Annotated in this window: 13 protein-coding genes, 2 pseudogenes and 1 riboswitch; of the genes and pseudogenes, 10 read left to right on the forward strand and 5 right to left on the reverse strand. The window is 34.0% G+C overall.

Annotated elements, in window-relative coordinates:
* The 4 genes and pseudogenes from ACQKNI_RS14685 to ACQKNI_RS14700 all read left to right on the forward strand — a co-directional run.
* Positions 1 to 146 (forward strand): zinc ribbon domain-containing protein (locus ACQKNI_RS14685; protein WP_427282501.1); only part of this gene is annotated, 146 nt, incomplete at its 5' end.
* A gap of 940 nt (positions 147 to 1,086) precedes the next feature.
* Positions 1,087 to 1,479: pseudogene (locus tag ACQKNI_RS14690) on the forward strand (collagen-like protein).
* A 53-nt stretch (positions 1,480 to 1,532) separates the two neighbouring features.
* A complete protein-coding gene (locus tag ACQKNI_RS14695; protein ID WP_098253220.1) occupies positions 1,533 to 2,027 on the forward strand; it encodes a hypothetical protein in 495 nt (164 codons plus the stop codon).
* A 26-nt stretch (positions 2,028 to 2,053) separates the two neighbouring features.
* Positions 2,054 to 2,290 (forward strand): annotated as a pseudogene (locus ACQKNI_RS14700) (DDE-type integrase/transposase/recombinase); the annotation flags it as partial.
* 134 nt (positions 2,291 to 2,424) lie between these two features.
* Here the strand turns inward: ACQKNI_RS14700 and pssA are convergent.
* The 3 genes from pssA to ACQKNI_RS14715 all read right to left on the reverse strand — a co-directional run bounded on the left by pssA (position 2,425) and on the right by ACQKNI_RS14715 (position 5,347).
* On the reverse strand, positions 2,425 to 2,916 hold the full coding sequence (pssA, locus tag ACQKNI_RS14705) for a CDP-diacylglycerol--serine O-phosphatidyltransferase (RefSeq protein ID WP_088231258.1): 492 nt from the start codon (positions 2,914 to 2,916) through the stop codon (positions 2,425 to 2,427).
* Between the two features lie 457 nt (positions 2,917 to 3,373).
* Entirely contained in the window at positions 3,374 to 3,904 is a 531-nt protein-coding gene (locus ACQKNI_RS14710; protein ID WP_088231259.1) for a GNAT family N-acetyltransferase, read from the reverse strand.
* Between the two features lie 147 nt (positions 3,905 to 4,051).
* A complete protein-coding gene (locus ACQKNI_RS14715) occupies positions 4,052 to 5,347 on the reverse strand; it encodes an Nramp family divalent metal transporter (RefSeq protein ID WP_088231260.1) in 1,296 nt (431 codons plus the stop codon).
* Between the two features lie 480 nt (positions 5,348 to 5,827).
* On the opposite strand from ACQKNI_RS14715, the gene ACQKNI_RS14720 reads away from it, so the two are divergent.
* Positions 5,828 to 6,787: a rhodanese-related sulfurtransferase gene (locus ACQKNI_RS14720; protein WP_088231261.1), complete on the forward strand. Its 960-nt coding sequence runs from the start codon at positions 5,828 to 5,830 to the stop codon at positions 6,785 to 6,787.
* Between the two features lie 168 nt (positions 6,788 to 6,955).
* Here ACQKNI_RS14720 and ACQKNI_RS14725 read toward each other — a convergent pair whose 3' ends face one another.
* Complete coding sequence (locus tag ACQKNI_RS14725; RefSeq protein WP_088231262.1) at positions 6,956 to 8,431, reverse strand: hypothetical protein; 1,476 nt, start codon at positions 8,429 to 8,431, stop codon at positions 6,956 to 6,958.
* A gap of 166 nt (positions 8,432 to 8,597) precedes the next feature.
* On the opposite strand from ACQKNI_RS14725, the gene panE reads away from it, so the two are divergent.
* Positions 8,598 to 9,542: a 2-dehydropantoate 2-reductase gene (gene panE / locus ACQKNI_RS14730; RefSeq protein ID WP_088231263.1), complete on the forward strand. Its 945-nt coding sequence runs from the start codon at positions 8,598 to 8,600 to the stop codon at positions 9,540 to 9,542.
* A 62-nt stretch (positions 9,543 to 9,604) separates the two neighbouring features.
* Here panE and ACQKNI_RS14735 read toward each other — a convergent pair whose 3' ends face one another.
* The gene (locus ACQKNI_RS14735; RefSeq protein WP_000031873.1) at positions 9,605 to 9,733 is read right to left on the reverse strand and encodes a hypothetical protein; all 129 of its coding nucleotides are present in this window, start codon (positions 9,731 to 9,733) and stop codon (positions 9,605 to 9,607) included.
* Positions 9,734 to 9,873: 140 nt separating this feature from the next.
* Positions 9,874 to 10,020, forward strand: a riboswitch (cyclic di-AMP (ydaO/yuaA leader).
* Positions 10,021 to 10,164: 144 nt separating this feature from the next.
* Here ACQKNI_RS14735 and ACQKNI_RS14740 point away from each other — a divergent pair.
* The 4 genes from ACQKNI_RS14740 (at position 10,165) to ACQKNI_RS14755 (ending at position 16,188) form a co-directional block, all read left to right on the forward strand.
* Positions 10,165 to 11,991: an APC family permease gene (locus ACQKNI_RS14740; RefSeq protein ID WP_088231264.1), complete on the forward strand. Its 1,827-nt coding sequence runs from the start codon at positions 10,165 to 10,167 to the stop codon at positions 11,989 to 11,991.
* 603 nt (positions 11,992 to 12,594) lie between these two features.
* Positions 12,595 to 13,755 carry a non-hemolytic enterotoxin NHE subunit A gene (gene nheA / locus ACQKNI_RS14745; RefSeq protein WP_088231266.1) on the forward strand — a complete coding sequence of 387 codons (1,161 nt, stop codon included), beginning with the start codon at positions 12,595 to 12,597 and terminating at the stop codon, positions 13,753 to 13,755.
* A gap of 37 nt (positions 13,756 to 13,792) precedes the next feature.
* Complete coding sequence (gene nheB / locus ACQKNI_RS14750; RefSeq protein ID WP_088231267.1) at positions 13,793 to 15,001, forward strand: non-hemolytic enterotoxin NHE subunit B; 1,209 nt, start codon at positions 13,793 to 13,795, stop codon at positions 14,999 to 15,001.
* Positions 15,002 to 15,108: 107 nt separating this feature from the next.
* Positions 15,109 to 16,188 (forward strand): HBL/NHE enterotoxin family protein, encoded by a 1,080-nt coding sequence (locus ACQKNI_RS14755; protein WP_427282479.1) that lies wholly within the window; start codon positions 15,109 to 15,111, stop codon positions 16,186 to 16,188.
* Positions 16,189 to 16,214: the final 26 nt, after the last annotated feature.

The following is a 16,214-nucleotide window of genomic DNA, read 5'->3' on the forward strand; positions in this document are numbered from 1 at the left end:
AGATGTGTAGTCGTTGTGGAAACAAAAAAGAAATGCCATTATGTGAACGCACGTATGCGTGTTCGTGTGGACTCACAATCAGTCGTGACTATAACTCAGCTATCAATATCAAAAAGGAAGCCATGCGGTTATTAGCATTGATATAAATCGTAAGAAATAACCTTTGGAACAAGGGAGTTAGCTCGGCTGTCCTAAGACAAATTCGTTAGCTATCAAAAGTAGCGATAAACCGAGAAGCCCCCACTTTGGGGTAAGCTCGTAAGAGATACTAAGTGGTGGGTAGTTCACTTACGAACGTTTCGTTTAATAAACTTCAAAATTCCTTTTAAGAGGAGAATAATACTTACTATCCAAGTGATTCCTGATAAGACCAATTGAAGTGAATTATCCTCTGATGTCATAGGATAATTAGAAAAGTTAGGTCCGATTAGTAGATTTATCAAAAGGAATAAACTTAAAGCAAGTGTTAAGAAGTGTGCAATAAACCAGATGATATTTTTTTCTTTGTACTTAAAGAGCCAATAAATGAGAAGTATTAAAGAAACTATAATTACAAGACAGGAACCTGTAACTAAATATCCTCTAATCTCTTGTTCCATTGGCATATACATATTGATCACCCATTTCATCTAAGCGTCTATATCTATTTTTAGTATGGGTCATTATTACTTTGGATAGTCCTTAGAGTAATGTGAATGACTTCGAATCAGTTGTATATCAATGAGATGTTTGTTTTTGTTCATGTAGTTTTTAGATTCTTTATTTATAGTGTTTTGAATGTATACTTTTTCCCTACAGTCTGTTTTTGACCAAGGGTAATTCTTTTTTTATTTTAGGTAATTTTCAGGTTTGATGAATTCCTATCACTCTTTATTTTTTTATGACATTAGGAGAGGCTAGCTCCTCGCTCCACTTTACCCCAGCCTTTACCTCATACCGAAAAATAAAGGGGATAGGTATACTTTCCTGTTTGATATTTGCTTTGTTTAAAATGTTGTTCGTATAGGAAGCGAATAAGCTTCCTATACGAACAACATTACATATTAATAATTTATAGTGTTTTAAAAATAAAGAGGTGGTTTTTAAATGTATAATGAGTCAATATATTTTCCTTATATAAATTATGAGCAATGCTTCGATCGTTAATTCCTTGGTCCTCAGATTCCAGGTATACCTGGAATACCAGTTTTTCCGGGTGTACCAAGTTTTCCAGGACAGCAAAGTTCACAAGCTTCAACAGCTCCTCCCCCATCATTTATTCCTCAACAATCAACTGGTTCACCATTTGCTGTTGATCCAGGAGCAATTTCATTATGTTTATTTCGAAATACTTATATATGACTTAGTAATGGTGAACAGTTTTGGTATTTCCTAATTTTTGTAGGATCAAGGTCTGTTGCTGGTTTTAGATGGAACGGTAGGTTTTGGGTTTTTTTGGGGATTGATACAAGAAGGATTATTTCATTTACATGTATTTAAAAATTATAGAGTAACGATAGAGGTTAAATTATATAAACAAAAGAGGTATTTGAATGAAAAAATTTCAATCAGTTGATGGTACAATAACTATGATTAACGATTTTGTAACAGGATCAAACGAAGAAATAGGATGTAATAAATTAATGTCCGTATATAATGGTTATGGGAATCTAATAAATTTTGTAGTGAAACCAAATACGTATTTTATCGACTATGCAACGGTAGTAGTAGGAGATAAAGTAACTGGGTTTTACGATGCTAACGCTCCTGCTCCTCTCATTTTCCCACCACAATTTCAAGCAATTGTTATTGTAAAATATACACCGCATCAAAATGTAAAAGTAGACTATTTTAATGAGCAGTTGGAGAGTAGTGATGGGAAATTAAAATTAAATATTTCTCCTTCTACTCAAATTTTATTAACAAATGGTCAATTTTTTACAGGTAATCTTGTAAATCGAAATTTAATAGCTATTTATGGTCTTACAACAATGAGTATACCAGCTCAAACTACACCATATAAAATCATTGTTTTGTGTCAAAAGTGATTTCTATTCTAAAGGGTCTCTCGGTTTATCAAATTACAACCCATTGTACAATCAAACATTTAAACAATCTTATTGAACAGGATCATAGGCATGTAAGGAGACGTTTTGCCAAATTCGTAGGATTCCAAAATCTTCGTCATGCTTCACGTACGATAAAAGGTATCGAGAGCATTCATGCCCTATATAAACAAAGGCAAAGTCTTCAAAGAGACTCCGCCTTTTCAACGTACAATGAAATTCAACCATTACTAGCTAATGCTTAAACCTTTATCCTTATTTACCAACTAGTTTATGCTTTTTCCAAACTTTGCAACAGAACCTCTCCTTTACTATTTCTATAGTCTTACTCAAATAAACGATATTCCGTAAAGTCTTGATGGTGATGGGCAGCCCGCACTTAAAATTTTTTAAACTTAATTGGACTTACCATTAAGAGGGCGAGGATTAATGTAATCCATGCATTGCTATATGAAAACAATCCCATGCCAGCCAATGGTAATCCAGCAGCTGGAATAGGTAATCCCTTAAAATATCCAATGGTTGGTTTAACACTGAATTTAGCTAATCTTAAAGCACCCATCGTTGGGAAAAGGATAAATGCCAAAGAAGTTAAAATAGATGGTGTTGCTATCGAATGAAATAAAAGTGCAGGAGCAACTCCGAAACTAACAATATCAGCTAAGGAATCCAATTCTACACCAAACTCACTGTTCACTTTTAATTTTCTCGCGATCCTTCCATCAAGAAAATCAAAAACAGCTGAAAAGAAAATGAAAATGGAGGCTACTTCCAAATAGTCATTCATATTCATAGTAATTGAAAAAACACCGCACAATAAATTTCCAATCGTAAATAAATTCGGTATAGCTTTTACCATATGATTGAACAAGGTTGTCCCCCCTAAGTTGATTAAACTGCACATTTATGTAGCATTTTCTATATATTCTTCCGTTATTCTTAAAAATATATGACCACTGTATGCTAAGTGAATTTCGACAAGAGAAAAGCCGATTTCCTGTCCGTTATGTTGGTTTATAAAAATGTTTGATCATTTTCGGTACACGTTGTTGAACATTAGCACCTGATAGTTGAAGTTTCGGGTAGTTTTTCCTTAATAAAATGAAAACTAATTGTCGCTTCGATAGTACGAAGGAAATGGTCTTGTGGAACTAACTCTTCTATAGAAACGGATACAAGCTCATCACGATGATTTTTTTAAGCACTCATCATAAAAAATCTCTCTTTTTTCTCTTTTTTATCAGTGTTGACACATGAAAAGACTTTCTCCACAGCCTGAAAAAACCTTACTTTTGAGAGTAAGGTTTCTTTTTTACATATGAGTTCTTTTAAACCGATTTTAATAAAGAATAAAAATTTGTATCATATGGAATATCATCTTGATACATATAATTTTTTAGAACTCCTTCTTTTTCAAACCCTAGTTTTAATAGCACTTTATTTGATGCCTCATTTTCAAGGAAGACAATTGCACCGATACGCTTTAAATGAATAGTATGGAAGCCGTAAGATATAACTTCAGAAACTGCCTCAGTAGCATATCCATTTCCCCAGTGTTCAGGCAAAAAGGCATAACTAATATTTGCTCGTTTATGCTCAGAAGACCAATCGTGAAAACCAATTGTTCCAATGAGCCCTTTCTTGTCTTTTAATTCGATGCCCCATTTTATACCGTTTCTTGCATTGTAACTCAACTTGAAATTATTAATAATTTGCTTTACTTGATCTACATTCTGTAATGGTTTTTGGCCATAATAGCGCAGTACATCAGTATTAGAAAAGCATTGTAGTATACCCGGTGCATCTTCTTCAGTAAGTTCTCTTAAAATCAGTCGCTCAGTTTTTAATTTAGGAAACATGTTTTCACTCCATTTCTTATGAAACTAGAATGCATTTGTTATTATATAATTTAATCTGAAAATAAAGATTACTCAAGGTGTAATGGTGATTTTGACTTAGGTTAAAGAAAAAGGTATTCCAAATTCAATTTGGAATACCTTTTTTCATTACCCTACAAATGTTTGATACAGTAAGAAAATATTTAAAATGATAACAAGTGCAGCAATGATCCAAGCGATAAAGGTTGTTATGCGGTGATTAACGAGCGCACCCATAATTTTTTTGTTGCTTGTAAACATAATAAGCGGTACTAATGCAAAAGCAATACCGAAGGATAATACAACTTGACTCATAACGAGAGCGTAAGTTGGATTTACGCCTAAAGCGATAATAACGAGAGGCGGAATCATTGTTATAAATCGGCGTAAATATAACGGAATATGCATGCGAATGAATCCTTGCATAATAATATCACCTGACATTGTACCGACAGACGAGCTAGATAATCCCGCTATTAACAAGCCAATTCCAAATAAAGCAGCGGATACTGGACCAACTAAGTTACTAAATTGGTTAAAGGCGACATCAAGGTCTTCGACGTGCAAGCCGTTTTTAAAGAACAGTGCAGCAGCAACAATTAACATACTTGCATTAATTGCTCCAGCGATAACCATTGCAATAATAATATCAATGAATTCGAAACGGAAAATCTTTTTCTTTTGTTCCTCATTTGTTCCGACTACGCGGCGCTGTGTTAAGGCCGAATGTAAATAGATTGCGTGTGGCATAACTGTCGCACCTAAAATTCCTGCTGCAAGTAATATACTGTCTACCCCTTGGAATTTTGGAATGAAAAGTCCTGAAAGAAGAGGACTTAATTCCGGTTTTGCGTAAAAGACTTGTACACCAAAAGCGATAACAACGATAAAAATCATCCCTGTTATGATAGCTTCTAATGGACGGAAGCCTCTGCGTTGAAATTCGAGAATAATAAACGACCCAACTGCTGTAATTAAAGCGGCGGGTAACATTGGAATTCCGAATAATAAATATAATCCGAGTGCGGCGCCAATAAATTCAGCTAAATCGGTCGCCATAATAACGAGTTCGCCTTGTATCCATAAACCGATGGATACCGGTTTTGGGAAGTTTTCTCGAGCGATTTCAGGAAGGTTTCGTCCTGTAGCGATTCCTAATTTAGCGGATAAAGTTTGAATTAATACAGCCATTAAATTAGACACGAGTATTACCCAAAGTAATAAATAACCATATTGTGATCCAGCAGCAATATTCGTTGCGAAGTTCCCAGGATCAATATAAGCAACTGAAGCAATAAAAGCGGGACCTAAAAATGGTAATAGTCTTTTCAAACCTTTCGTTTGTCCGCTTAATGCTAAATGGGCGGATTGAACGGTTGTGCTTTGAGAAGGGACTTGTTCCTCTTTTGTTATATCTTTATTCATAGTAGTATTCCCCTTTGAAATCTTAACTTAATTGAGATTATTGTATTGATTTTTACGCGTTATTTCAATACATTTGGATATATTATGTGCCATTTTTATTTGAGCATAAAAGTTTCCTTAATGCAAATTATATGACTGTGCGCAAAGAATGGTGTAATGATGCAAAAATATTTTGGGAGTTTATGGTCGCTGAATAAAGGAGAAGATAATAAATTAGAGGGTTGTTTTTGAAATTTATGTGAACATACAGCCTATATTACAGCATATTAATTGATGGAAATGAAATTGTATGATATATAATATATTGGGATTGCAACATAACCGTAGTGTTTTGATGTGTAATCTTGTTTTTTATTTTTGTTAACTTATAAAAAATAGTATAAAGAGAAGAAAATGGGATTCATTTTCTTATTATATATGTTTTGATATGAACGTTAACTTATACATGATTTTAAAATTTAGATAGGTGGTAGAAATACATTGGCAACTACAAAACCATATAGAGTATTACTATATTACATGTACACAACAATTGAAAACCCAGAAGAATTCGCTGCAGAACATTTAGAATTTTGTAATTCACTTGAGTTAAAAGGAAGAATCCTTGTAGCTAAAGAAGGTATTAACGGAACTTGTTCTGGTACTGTAGAGCAAACAGAGAAATACATGGAAGCAATGAACAATGATCCACGTTTTGATGGCATCGTGTTTAAAATCGATGAAGAAGAAGGGCATGCATTCAAAAAAATGCACGTACGTCCTCGTCCAGAGTTAGTTACACTTCGTCTAGAAGATGACATTAACCCACACGAAATAACTGGGAAGTATTTAGAGCCGAAAGATTTTTATGAAGCAATGAAACAAGAAAATACAGTTATCATTGATGCACGAAATGATTATGAATTTGATTTAGGTCACTTCAAAGGTGCGATTAAACCTGATATCGAATCATTCCGTGAATTACCAGATTGGATTCGCGAAAATAAAGAGGTGCTTGAAGGTAAAAAGATTTTAACGTACTGTACAGGCGGAATTCGTTGTGAGAAGTTCTCTGGTTGGTTAGTTCGTGAAGGTCATGAAGATGTAAGTCAGCTTCATGGCGGAATTGTAACGTACGGAAAAGACCCTGAAGTACAAGGTGAACTTTGGGATGGTCAATGTTACGTATTTGACGAGCGTATCTCTGTACCAGTAAACCAAAAAGAGCATGTTATCGTTGGTAAAGACCACTTTACAGGTGAACCTTGTGAGCGCTATGTAAACTGTGCAAATCCAGAATGTAACAAGAAAATTTTATGTTCTGAAGAAAACGAAGCGAAATATTTACGTGCATGTTCTCATGAGTGTCGTGTAAGCCCACGTAACCGCTACGTAATACAGCATGAATTAACTGAAGAACAAGTAGCTGCTGCATTAGAGAAGATCGAAGCAGGGAAGTAAGTGAAATTTGTGTAATAAAAAAGGGTACTCCAAACTTCATTTTGGAGTACCCTTTTTATATCGTCCGGTTCTGCCTTGTGTTGGTAAGTCGATATATCTGAAAAATCGCTGGTAAAAATTTCATTTACTGAATTACACTACGTGTTTGTAATTTGAAAATAATCTTCTTTACTTCTTATAATCTTTCTCTTTCACAGCAGACAGTACAGTTTGTTTTACCCATGCTTTTCTTCTTCTATGCTGTATACCCCATTGATATAAACCTTGCGCACCTAAAATAAGTGAAATGACTATACCGCTAATCGCTATTAAAAGAGCGAAAAATTCAAGAGGTGAGGACACTTTGTTGGAATCAGTATTTTTTAGAAGATCGATCATAGTAAACCCTAACATTTGGCCTACTACAGAGTAAAGCGTTAAAATTAATAATAAAAGGCTATCTTTTTTTGACGCAACATTTTCTTGATATTTAAACAAACTATCAAGATTTTGTTTCGCGTTTGCATATAAAATTTCAATGTTAAAAAGCTTTCTTAAGCGGAAAAATATATCTTCACTTTGTGATTGAGATACTAATTCTAAAGAAAAGTAATTCGCTGTAAACGAGTTAATCGAATAAATTAATTTCTCTATTTCATTTGTATCTTGTTCAATATTTAGCTCAGCATAAGCGTTTGCCATTTTTAATAAAACAATTTTATGAAATAGATTTAATAATAAAGCGTAATAAAACTCCCCGTACATTTGACTAGCAAGTTTCGCTATTTCATCGTCATCTTCGTTCGTAATACATGTGAAAATATGTTCCTCCATTATGAAATAACGATTAGGTGCCCATCTCTGGTAGGCATGTTGCTTTAAATAATCATGAATATAGGGAAGGTTATTTGCGCTCACATATGGATTACCATCACTTGTTAAGCCAGATAAACTAGAAGTACGATACACATCAACTACATGAAGTTCCATATCTTTTTTTAGCGACAATAAAGTTTGTACGTACATTCTTTGGTCTTCAAAGAAAGGGAAGGTTTGAAAGTATGAACTTCTTAATCTCTTCTTCTCAAAGAAATCTGTTACGCCATAAAATAAATAACCAAAAATGAACCTTTCAACTTGGGAATATTTTTTCCCGTCACATTCTATACAAATCCTCTCTTCGCTTTCATTTTTTGTTTCGAGAACACGGAAGCGAGAAGCGAATTCGATGGACTCTGATAACGTCATATTTGGAGAAGTGTTCACTTCGGTTCGTATTGTTAAAAATCCAAGTTCATAAGGGCATAATGTTATATCGATTGAGTGTACTGTGAATGGAATAGAAATCAAATTTGTTGTTAATAGTCCGCTTAAGTTAAGATCTTTAGAGTAACGTTGTAATCCTTTTTGATGCTCTGAGTGAGGAAAGAGAATTTTATTTGTAAATGAAAGATAATATGCTTCCATATTTTGATGTGAAACTTTAAACTTCCCGTAGTATGTATTTTGATTTTCAAGATGATCGAGCCGAAAGGGACGAAAATCATTTTTTTGTAAGAAAGGGAACATATTTTGTTCATATCCAGTTTTAAATGAAAACGGAAATATAAATTGAAATACAGCTGTTGTTACATCTTTTTCCTCAATTGTTTGTATTGCCTCCATCTACAATGTTTCCTTTCCATATATGCTATAGAAACAACATGCCCAAATTCAGTTGAAAATAACCACTGTTTTATATCGGGTTAAGAATGAAAATTCAGCTTATTCAGTAGGGGACATGTATAATGTTATGTATACTAAAGTTAATATTTTGAAAAGGGGGATTAGTATGCGTATTTTAGTATTAGGAGCTGGAGGCGTCGGAGGCTTTTTTGGTGGCCGATTAGTAGAAAAGGGAGAGAATGTAACATTTCTCGTTCGTAGTAGACGAAAGCAGCAATTACAGGAAAAGGGACTTGTAATTCGTAGTGTTAACGGGGATTTTTCCTTTCAACCAAAATTAATAACGAAAGAAGATCGGACTGCTCCATTTGATGTGATTTTATTCTCAACAAAGGCGTATCATTTAAACGATGCGATTATAGATGTAAAGCCGTTTGTAGGTGAAAATACCGTAATAATTCCATTGCTAAATGGTATTGCTCATTTATCATTGTTACAAAAGGAATTCGGCGATGAAAAAGTAATTGGGGGTCTATGCTTTATCGAGACGACGTTAAATGATCAAGGTGAAATTGTACAGACTAGTACTGCTAACAGACTTGTATTTGGAGAAATTAAGCCTCAAGATTCAGCGAGGATAGAGCGTATTTCTAAAGCTTTTGCAGGTACGAAATCTAGTTTTGTTTTAAGTGAAAATATTACGCAAGATATGTGGCAGAAATATTTATTTATTACTGTAATGTCAGGTGTGACAACATTAATGCGTGCGCCGATAGGACCGATTCGTGAAAGCGAGGGTGGTCGTGATTTTATCCGAAACTTATTTGAAGAATCTGTACAAATCATGAGGGCGTTAGGAGCTCCAGTAAAGGAAAATATTGCCCAAGAACATATGAAAACGATCGATAAAATTTCGTATGATATGAAGTCATCGATGCAGCGAGATATGGAAAAAGGTTCATTCATTGAAGGGAAACACTTGCAAGGATATTTACTGGATTTAGCAGAGCAATTTTCTATAAAAGCACCATTATTAGGCGCTGTATATCAAAATTTAAAGGTGTATGAAGAGATAAGCTTTAGTAAGGCTGTAATAGAATTAGATGTATGAAAAAATAAAAAAGATAGCAATATATAAGTGTATTGCTATCTTTTTTGTTTTTGTATGGCAAATTATTTGTTTCTTTTCGTTCTATCTGTCAAATTTATTTCCTGTTCACGTTTACCGTATAACTGATTAATTTCATTTGCTACTGCATCTAAATATGAATCGGAAAAAATAGGCTTCTTTTCTTTAGACATATGGGTCTCCTTTGCGGATTTTTTAGTATTCATTATGTATATTTATCGGTGGATTATACACAATCATTTTAATTATTTTCTTTTTGAAAATTTTTGTTTACTTTTTGAAAATAAAGGAGTATTATAATCCACAGTTTCAATTTTCTAAATCGCTGAAACCGCATGGTACGGGGGACCCGTTTTTATGGATTAATACATAATCCAATGGGGTGAATCCTTGAAAAAGGTAGGGCTACTCATAGGCCCGAATCCGACAGCTAACCTCGTAAGCGTTATATTGAGAAGGAAGGTGGAGCTTGTGCGACAAAAAAAATAATGTCTACAAGTCTATTTCGTTATGGCTTGTAGACATTTTTTGTTTTCTGAAGAAATAGTTTATGATCTGTAACTAGCAGAAAATTTCGTACAAAATTATTGGAGAGTGGACAGCAGTGGTTTCATCTATCAAAAAGTTTTTAATTGGAAGGCCGTTAAAATCAACAGAGCTTGGAGAACAAAAGCTTAATAAAACGAAGGCGCTAGCAATTTTGTCTTCTGACGCATTGTCATCGGTTGCATACGGCCCAGAGCAAATATTAATCGCGCTAGCGGGTCTTGGCGCAGTAGCTTATTGGTACTCCATCCCGATTGCTATAGGGGTATTAGTATTACTAACAGCTCTTATTTTATCTTATCGACAAATTATTTTTGCTTATCCTCATGGCGGAGGCGCGTATGTTGTATCAAAAGAGAATTTAGGGATGAATCCAGGCTTAATAGCAGGAGGGTCTTTATTAGTCGATTATATTTTAACGGTCGCAGTAAGTGTATCTGCAGGTACAGATGCGCTCACATCTGCCTTTCCTAGCCTACATGCACATAATGTAATTATTGCAATTATATTTGTAATACTAATTACCATTTTAAATTTAAGAGGGGTAACTGAATCAGCTTCCATTTTGGCATATCCTGTTTATTTATTTGTTTTAGCATTATTTATATTAATTGGTGTAGGGGTATACAATATTTTAACTGGTCACGTTTCACCTACGCTACATTCACCGATTGGAACACCGGTTGCGGGAATTAGTTTGTTTTTACTGTTAAGAGCATTTGCATCAGGTAGTTCAGCTTTAACAGGGGTTGAAGCAATTTCAAACGCAATTCCAAACTTTAAAGATCCTGCACCTAACAATGCAGCGAAAACATTGCTTGCAATGGGGGCATTACTTGCAGTTTTATTTTCAGGAATTGTTTTCTTAGCTTATTATTATGGAATTTCCCCAAGTAAAGAAGTAACAGTTGTTTCACAAATTGCTGAACAAACATTTGGACGTAATTTCATGTACTATTTCATACAAGGTACAACAGCTTTAATATTAATTCTTGCTGCTAATACAGGGTACTCTGCATTTCCTTTATTAGCGGTTAACCTTGCAAAAGATAAATTCATACCGAGAATGTTTACGATTAGAGGAGACCGCTTAGGTTACTCAAACGGTATTATTATACTTGGAATCGCTTCGATTATTTTAATTGTAGCTTTCCAAGGACAAACAGAACATTTAATTCCGTTATATGCAGTCGGTGTATTTATTCCATTTACACTTTCTCAAACTGGAATGGTATTAAAGTGGCTTCGTGAAAAGCCTGAAGGATGGGCTTTGAGATTAACGGTTAATTTAATTGGGGCAGTCATTAGTTTTATCGTAATGAGCATGTTCTTTTTAACTAAATTCGCACAAGTTTGGTCGATTCTTATTTTCTTACCTGTTATCATCTTCTTATTCCATCGAATTAAGAAGCATTACGATGCAGTGGGCGATCAATTAAGTTTAAAAACTTGTGAGCGAATTGTTCCGATTGAGGGAAATGTAATTGTCGTTCCTGTAGCAGGCATGACTCATGTAGTAGAAAATTCTTTGAACTATGCGAAGGCTCTTTCTGCAGATCAAGTTATCGCTGTATATGTTGCTTTTGACAGAGAAGAGGAAAAGAAATTTGAAGAGAAATGGAAGAAGTGGCAACCTGAAGTAAGGCTTGTTACATTGCATTCTCATTATAGAAGTATTATTCAGCCGTTAACCAAGTTTATTGATACAGTGCAATATAAAGCGAGTGAATCAAATTACCGAGTTACGGTCGTTATACCACAGTTCATTCCGAAAAAAGGTTGGCATAACATTCTTCATAACCAGTCTAGTTTACTCATACGTGCGTATTTACTCTATAAGCGAAATGTTGTTATTACGACAGTTCCATATCATTTGAAAAAGTAAGGGTGTTTTTTAAGGATAGCTTCACGAAAGTGAAGCTATCCTTTTTGTGTATATGCTATGCATAATTGCATACACACTTAAAAATTATATTAACATAATTTTATTTATTGTAAGCAAGTAGAGTTTTCTGTTGTGATATATGGATATTTCAATTGAGAAAATGAATCGAATTTTATTTTGGAATAAGGACATGAGAGCTTGAAAATAAAGGGAATGAAAATACTTCTTTACGGTATATAAATAGCTGTGTTTAAATGACCTTACAGTACAAAACTTACATGAAAACAAAACAAAATTTCATACTTTCGTACGTTAATTAGTTTAAAATGAATAATATTTTCAGGTGATATATTCACTGTGCGAATGCTGGACTTGCGGTAATATAGAAATTTTATACAATATTATTCACACTAAGCACATATGAAAAGTTATGAAATGTTTTATAACAATAAGTTAGTACTGTAGCAATAAAATTTGAGATAGGTGATTCGTACATGAATCACGGTGATAATGTTCTCTATTTTTACCATCTCAAATCATGTGCAAAAAAATAGAATAATAAAATGCGATAGTAATAGTTGCTAATACATAGGAGGAGTTAAAGTGAAGAAGACTTTAATTACAGGGTTATTGGTTACAGCAGTATCTACGAGTTGCTTCGTTCCTGTAAGCGCTTACGCTAAGGAGGGGCAAACAGAAGTGAAAACAGTATATGCGCAAAATGTAATTGCTCCAAATACATTATCTAATTCAATTAGAATGTTAGGATCACAGTCACCGCTTACACAAGCATACGGATTAGTTATTTTACAACAGCCAGACATTAAGGTAAACGCTATGAGTAGTTTGACGAATCATCAAAAGTTTGCAAAGGCGAACGTACGAGAGTGGATTGATGAATATAATCCGAAGCTAATCGACTTAAATCAAGAGATGATGAGATATAGCACTAGATTTAATAGCTATTATAGTAAGCTCTATGAACTAGCAGGAAACGTAAATGAAGATGAACAGGCAAAAGCAGATTTTACAAGCGCATATGGAAAATTACAATTGCAAGTACAAAGCATTCAAGGGAGCATGGAGCAAGATTTATTAGAGTTACATCGATTTAAAACGGTATTAGAAAAAGATAGTAGCAATTTATCAACTAAAGCTGATGAAGCAATAAAAACACTGCAAGGATCAAGTGGAGATATTGTGAAATTAAGAGAAGATATTAAAAGAATTCAAGGGGAAATTCAAGCTGAACTTACTAATATTTTGAATAGACCACAAGAAATTATTAAAGGTTCTATTAATATCGGTAAACAAGTATTTACAATTACAAATCAAACTGCCCAAACGAAAACAATCGATTTTGTTTCTATCGGTACTTTAAGTAATGAAATTGTAAATGCTGCAGATAGTCAAACGAGGGAATCTGCTCTTCGTATTCAACAAAAGCAAAAAGAGTTATTGCCACTAATTCAAAAGTTATCACAAACTGAAGCGGAGGCGACTCAAATTACATTTATTGAAGATCAAGTAAGTAGCTTTACAGAACTAATTGATCGCCAAATTACAACTTTAGAAACGTTATTAACGGATTGGAAAGTTTTAAATAATAATATGATCCAAATTCAAACAAATATTGAAGCAGGCACGTATACAGACAGTAGTTTACTTCAAAAACATTTTAATCAAATTAAAAAAGTAAGTGATGAGATGAATAAGCAAACAAATCAATTTGAAGATTACGTTACAAATGTTGAAGTACATTAAGCAGAAAAATAATTAGCGATATAGGGAGAGAAGAAAAATGACAAAAAAGCCTTATAAAGTAATGGCTCTATCAGCACTTATGGCAGTATTTGCAGCAGGGAATATTATGCCAGCCCATACGTATGCAGCAGAAACTGCAGTAAAGCAAGCTCCAGTTCATGCGGTAGCAAAAGCTTATAATGACTATGAAGAATATTCATTAGGACCTGAAGGCCTGAAAGACGCAATGGAAAGAACAGGTTCAAACGCTTTAGTAATGGATCTATACGCTTTAACAATTATTAAACAAGGTAATGTTAACTTTGGTAATGTATCGTCTGTTGATGCGGCTTTAAAAGGAAAAGTGATCCAGCACCAAGATACAGCTAGAGGAAATGCGAAACAATGGTTAGATGTATTAAAACCACAGCTTATTTCAACGAATCAAAATATTATTAATTACAATACAAAATTCCAAAACTATTATGATACGTTAGTTGCTGCGGTAGATGCAAAGGATAAAGCAACTCTTACGAAAGGTTTAACTAGATTATCAAATAGTATTAATGAAAATAAAGCGCAAGTAGATCAATTAGTAGAAGACTTGAAGAAATTCCGAAATAAAATGACGTCGGATACTCAAAATTTCAAGGGAGATGCAAATCAAATTACATCTATATTAGCTAGTCAAGATGCTGGAATTCCGCTATTGCAAAATCAAATCACAACGTATAATGAAGCGATTAGTAAATATAATGCAATTATCATCGGTTCATCTGTTGCGACAGCTTTAGGCCCAATTGCAATTATCGGTGGTGCTGTTGTAATTGCTACTGGCGCAGGAACTCCGCTAGGAATCGCATTAATTGCAGGTGGAGCAGGAGCTATAGGTGGTGGTACAGCTGGAATTGTACTAGCTAAAAAAGAACTGGATAATGCACAAGCTGAAATTCAAAAAATAACTGGACAAGTTACAACTGCCCAATTAGAAGTGGCAGGGCTAACGAACATTAAAACTCAAACGGAATATTTAACAAATACAATTGACACTGCAATTACAGCATTGCAAAACATTTCAAATCAATGGTACACAATGGGATCAAAATACAATTCTTTACTTCAAAATGTAGATTCAATTAATCCGAATGACCTTGTTTTTATTAAAGAAGATTTAAACATCGCGAAAGATAGCTGGAAAAACATTAAAGACTATGCAGAAAAAATTTATGCTGAAGATATTAAAGTAGTAGATACAAAAAAAGCATAATCGAATATGAATCGTTAGAGCGTTAAGTATTGATAAACGAGTTAAAGCTCCTGTTCAGTTGTGAGCAGGAGCTTTTTATATCCTTATAAAGAAAAAAGGTGGAAAGTATGCAGAAAAGATTTTATAAAAAATGTCTTTTAACGTTAATGATTGCTGGGGTGGCAACGAGTAATGCGTTTCCTTTATATCCTTTCGCGGCGGAACAAAACGTAAATACATTACAAGAAACTGCGAAAAATTATTCTCTCGGACCAGCAGGATTCCAAGATGTAATGGCGCAAACGACATCGAGCATATTCGCGATGGATTCATATGCAAAATTAATTCAAAATCAACAGGAGACTGATTTGAGCAAAATAAGTTCGATTAATGGTGAGTTTAAAGGGAATATGGTGCAGCACCAAAGAGATGCAAAAATTAACGCAGCATATTGGTTAAATAGTATGAAACCTCAAATTATGAAAACGGATCAAAATATTATTGATTACAATAATACTTTTCAAACGTATTATAATGACATGCTAGTAGCGATTGATCAAAAGGATAGCGGTAAATTAAAAGCTGATTTAGAAAAGTTGTATGCGGATATTGTAAAGAATCAAAATGAGGTAGAGGTATTATTAGGGGATTTAAAAGCTTTTCGCGATAGAATGGCGAAAGACACAAATAGTTTTAAAGAGGATACAAATCAATTAACGGCGATTTTAGCGAGTACGAATGCGGGCATTCCAGCTTTAGAGCAACAAATCAATACATATAACGATTCGATCAAAAAGAGCAATGATATGGTTATTGCCGGTGGTGTACTTTGCGCAGCGCTAATAACATGTCTTGCTGGCGGACCGATGATTGCGATTGCGAAAAACGATATCGCAAATGTAGAAAGAGAAATCGCCAATTTAAAAGATAGAATTTCAGGAGCACAAGCAGAGGTCGCAATTTTGAATGATGTGAAAAATAAAACAACAAACATGACAGAAACAATTGACGCAGCAATTACAGCACTGCAAAACATATCAAATCAATGGTATACAGTAGGGGCAAAATATAATAATTTACTACAAAACGTAAAAGGAATCAGTCCTGAAGAATTTACGTTTATAAAAGAAGATTTACATACAGCAAAAGATAGCTGGAAGGATGTAAAGGATTATACAGAAAAATTACATGAAGGTGTGGCGAAATAAACAATGGCGGTTATTTATCGTTTTTT

It is taken from the genome of Bacillus sp. NPDC094064 (assembly GCF_050279585.1).
Classification (GTDB): domain Bacteria; phylum Bacillota; class Bacilli; order Bacillales; family Bacillaceae_G; genus Bacillus_A.

What these genes read in the sequence shown, in the direction of transcription:
- ACQKNI_RS14695 (WP_098253220.1), top strand. Translation starts at nt 1,533, where the DNA reads ATGAAAAAATTTCAATCAGTTGATGGTACAATAACTATGATTAACGAT.
- ACQKNI_RS14710 (WP_088231259.1), bottom strand. Translation starts at nt 3,904, where the DNA reads ATGTTTCCTAAATTAAAAACTGAGCGACTGATTTTAAGAGAACTTACT.
- ACQKNI_RS14715 (WP_088231260.1), bottom strand. Translation starts at nt 5,347, where the DNA reads ATGAATAAAGATATAACAAAAGAGGAACAAGTCCCTTCTCAAAGCACA.
- ACQKNI_RS14725 (WP_088231262.1), bottom strand. Translation starts at nt 8,431, where the DNA reads ATGGAGGCAATACAAACAATTGAGGAAAAAGATGTAACAACAGCTGTA.
- panE (WP_088231263.1), top strand. Translation starts at nt 8,598, where the DNA reads ATGCGTATTTTAGTATTAGGAGCTGGAGGCGTCGGAGGCTTTTTTGGT.
- ACQKNI_RS14735 (WP_000031873.1), bottom strand. Translation starts at nt 9,733, where the DNA reads ATGTCTAAAGAAAAGAAGCCTATTTTTTCCGATTCATATTTAGATGCA.
- nheB (WP_088231267.1), top strand. Translation starts at nt 13,793, where the DNA reads ATGACAAAAAAGCCTTATAAAGTAATGGCTCTATCAGCACTTATGGCA.
- ACQKNI_RS14755 (WP_427282479.1), top strand. Translation starts at nt 15,109, where the DNA reads ATGCAGAAAAGATTTTATAAAAAATGTCTTTTAACGTTAATGATTGCT.